The 3,340-nt window shown below is 41.8% G+C and carries 3 protein-coding genes; all 3 read right to left on the minus strand.

Annotation, left to right across the window (positions count from 1 at the left end; translation table 11 throughout):
• Positions 1-309: 309 nt before the first annotated feature.
• From FDK21_RS20330 to FDK21_RS20340, 3 genes are read right to left on the minus strand one after another with little or no spacing between them, the layout of a single operon-like run.
• A complete protein-coding gene (locus FDK21_RS20330) occupies positions 310-1,428 on the minus strand; it encodes a hypothetical protein (RefSeq protein ID WP_138150688.1) in 1,119 nt (372 codons plus the stop codon).
• A gap of 35 nt (positions 1,429-1,463) precedes the next feature.
• Entirely contained in the window at positions 1,464-2,132 is a 669-nt protein-coding gene (locus FDK21_RS20335; RefSeq protein WP_138150689.1) for an ABC transporter ATP-binding protein, read from the minus strand.
• Positions 2,129-2,929, minus strand: coding sequence for an ABC transporter permease (locus FDK21_RS20340; protein ID WP_171022237.1), 801 nt, complete (start codon positions 2,927-2,929; stop codon positions 2,129-2,131). Before FDK21_RS20340 ends, FDK21_RS20335 begins: the two co-directional genes overlap by 4 nt.
• Between the last annotated feature and the right edge of the window lie 411 nt (positions 2,930-3,340).

Here is a 3,340-nt window from a genome sequence, read left to right on the forward strand (position 1 = left end):
CCTATTGGCGAAGCGAGAAACTCCAATGTACTCTCCACGGGAGATACTCCATAGCAATTGAACATCAAAAGCTATTCGCAGATGGCAAGACAATTCGCAACGTGGCCTACAAACACCGTTTACTCTTCTTGTGGCTCACATCCAATCCAACGTAATATGACATAGCTGCTCTCCTCTTCGGGTTGATCCACCTGAGAGCATTATCGCTCTCAAGGGGAGCAGCAACCAAATTCTGTATGGGATGTATAAAACCAAACAGCCTCCGGCAAACCCGGCGCGGTGCAGTGAAATTACCGGGTCTCCACCTCTCTACGAATGCTCTCTGATAATTGCAAATGAAATTGAGACTACGAAGTACACCGCCAACGCAATAATTGATCCCGTTATGGCAATATACGGCCGATTGGGATACAAAGAGCTTTCTGCAAGTGTCGGCTCGGCTACGATTGTCAAAAATCGAAAGCGGCGCGCAATGTCGACCTGCGCCTGCTCGAAGGCTTGCAAATTGGTTCGGTATCTTAATGTTTTATACTCGATCTGAAGTTCAATTTCACGGTAAGTGGAGTCAAGCTTACTCAAAGAAGATTCGTCATCTGACGCCAATCTAGAGTTCTCTTTCAAGATTTGTTCCTGAAGAGCATTGATTTCAGCTTTTATGCGTAAAACCGTTGGAGATTTTTGCGTCAGGATACCTAGCCGCGATCGAAGTTCTGCCTGCTTCTGGGCAAGTTCCCTTTCGAGGCTCGAAATTGTGCCTGCAATTGTTTGAGAAGTAAGTTCTGTGGAGTAGATGGCGTTCTCTTGCTGAAAGTCTATAAGGATTTGCCTTGCATTAATTAAGTCCGCCTCGGCATCCTTGACGGCAGAATCAAAATAAGAAAGTTGTGAAGATTTTATATTTTCATTCAATTCGTCAATAAATGTTTGAGAGTGTACGAGAATTTGATCCAAAATCTTTTTGGAGAATCCTTTATCATAAGACTGAACGGAAATCTCCAAAAGTTGAGCCTCATCGTCAAATTTGGTATGAATACGGGAAAGATAATGTTCGTAGGCTTTTTCGACTGGAGCATTTTTTTTTAACCTGGAAAACATATCCGCTTTTTCATTCGCAAAATGGTCCAATATTCTAAGATCATTTTGAAGTCTTAACATCATGCCTTGTGAATCTATAAATGTCTTGAGGACCAGAATGTCTCTGGACGATCCTGAACCAGAAATTCCAAAAACGGACAGATCTAAAGGAGAGGATTTTGTTTGTTCTTCAGTAATGTAAACAGAGGAAACGCTCTCATATCTATCCGTCGAAATAAAAAAGACGTAAACCAATAGTGTTAAAATAGGCAATACAAGAAATGTAAATATCAGAACGCGAGAGAAAGTAATAAAATAAAATTTATGAAGAATATTTTTCACTGCATTTGCCATTTATATATCTGAGATAGTTAAATATTGTGTTTTGGTTATTTTTTGCTTATATTGCGTAGATATACGTCTATCGCCTCAGAAAAGTCCTTGTATATTGATGCCTTCCCATCATTCAAAACAAGTCCCATATTGCACTCCTTCTTTAGTTCATCCAAATTGTGAGATACTTTAATAAAGCTAGCATTTTCTCGTTTTTCTTTAAATATTTTTAAGCTTTTTTCTCGAAAGTTCCTGTCCCCAACTGCAGTCAATTCATCAATGATGTAGCAATCAAAGTCAAAAGCCATGGCAATTGCAAAGTTAAGTCGCGCCCTCATGCCCGAAGAATAAGTTCTTAGAGGCATATCAAAATAATTGCCAATTTCTGCGAACACTCTGATGCCATTCACGATCCTCTTTATTTCAGAGCGGGGAACTCCCTGAATTTGGCATGCGAAGCGGGCATTTTCTTTGCCTGTGAGAGAATTTTGCATTGATGATGCTAACCCCATGGGCCAAGAAATTGTCCCTGTACGAATTATTCTTCCGCTATTGGGCACGTCAACCCCTGACAGCAACCGCATGAGAGTTGATTTGCCAGCTCCATTAGGTCCGAGTACTCCTAATTGTGCGTCGTCTGGAATAGTGAAAGAGACTTCTTTGAGCACAAAATGCCTACCGTAGGGCGTGGCATAAAATTTGGTAACATTTTCTAAGCGGATCATTTCATCATCAGTTTAAAGCGATAAAGGTAATAGAGTGCATAACCGAACCCATTAAGGACAATAGCAAGTATTTCCGGATAAAGCGGATTGTATTCTGAGAAAAGGCGGGTTCCGAAAGCTCCATGCCTGAAGCCTTCCGTCAGATGCACAAGCGGGTTCCATGCCAACAATTGGCGTACGTGTTGTGGCATCTCATTTAATGAAAACACGACAGCGGAGAGAATCATCAAAGGCATCGAGATGATGCCAATGAACTTGAAGATACTTTCGTTTTTCGTGCCGAAAACAGTAAGGGGAAGAGCTACTCCCATTCCAAGTGCCATAGCTGTCACCAGTACCGTTATGCACAACCAAGGGTCTGGGAAGTTTGGGTAAACTCCTATAGCCAGCCAAACACAAAAGACCAAAAGCATACTGGCCAGCAAATGCAACCAGTTGGTGACAATGAAACGCGCGATTATCGCATCAATAGGTTTGACCTGCGGGTAATTTAACAAACCCTGATTAGCGTTTATTGCGTGAGGTATATAGTTTATACCGCTGCGAAACGCATTATATACAACGAACCCCATGCCAACAAACAAGACGATATGAACATTGTTAACCTCTGCATTTCCTGCAGCCCAACGTATCGATGCCATCATTGTCATACCAACCATAGGCTCCACTAATGCCCAGAACAAGCCAATTCGACTTTTGCCGATTTTGATTTTAAACTCTTTAAAAACTAGAGCCCAAATTGCAGATCGTTGTCGAAATGCCCCACGTCGGAGTTGTGGCCAATCCAGATCCTTCAATTCTATGCCTTTTTAGTGAAGTTAGAGGTCACGCTCGGGTGTTCTTACTCTATTGAGATTTGGACGACAAAACCTCTATAGGTTCACTTAATGGGGTGTGAACGATTAATCATTGGCTAGGAACAGAGGTTTTAGAATCCTTGTTAATATGTTTCAATTTTGTAATTAACGGGTGTTCCTAGTTAAGGATTGTATAACATTCTCTTTGCAGTGCAAGTGACATTTGCAAAGGGTGTCAAAATTTACTCCCACCTCTCAAGCGGATCTATATCCCGAAAGCCAATGGCAAGCTGGAGACCCGCAAAAACCTCTCGCAATATTTGCTGTCGTATGATTCCCTGAAGTCATGGGGGATATGGCATGAATCCAAGCAATTTATTCGGTTTGTCCGAGCATCTTGAGCGTCTGAGC

The organism is Cohaesibacter sp. CAU 1516, from assembly GCF_005771485.1.
Taxonomy (GTDB): Bacteria; Pseudomonadota; Alphaproteobacteria; order Rhizobiales; family Cohaesibacteraceae; genus Cohaesibacter; species Cohaesibacter intestini.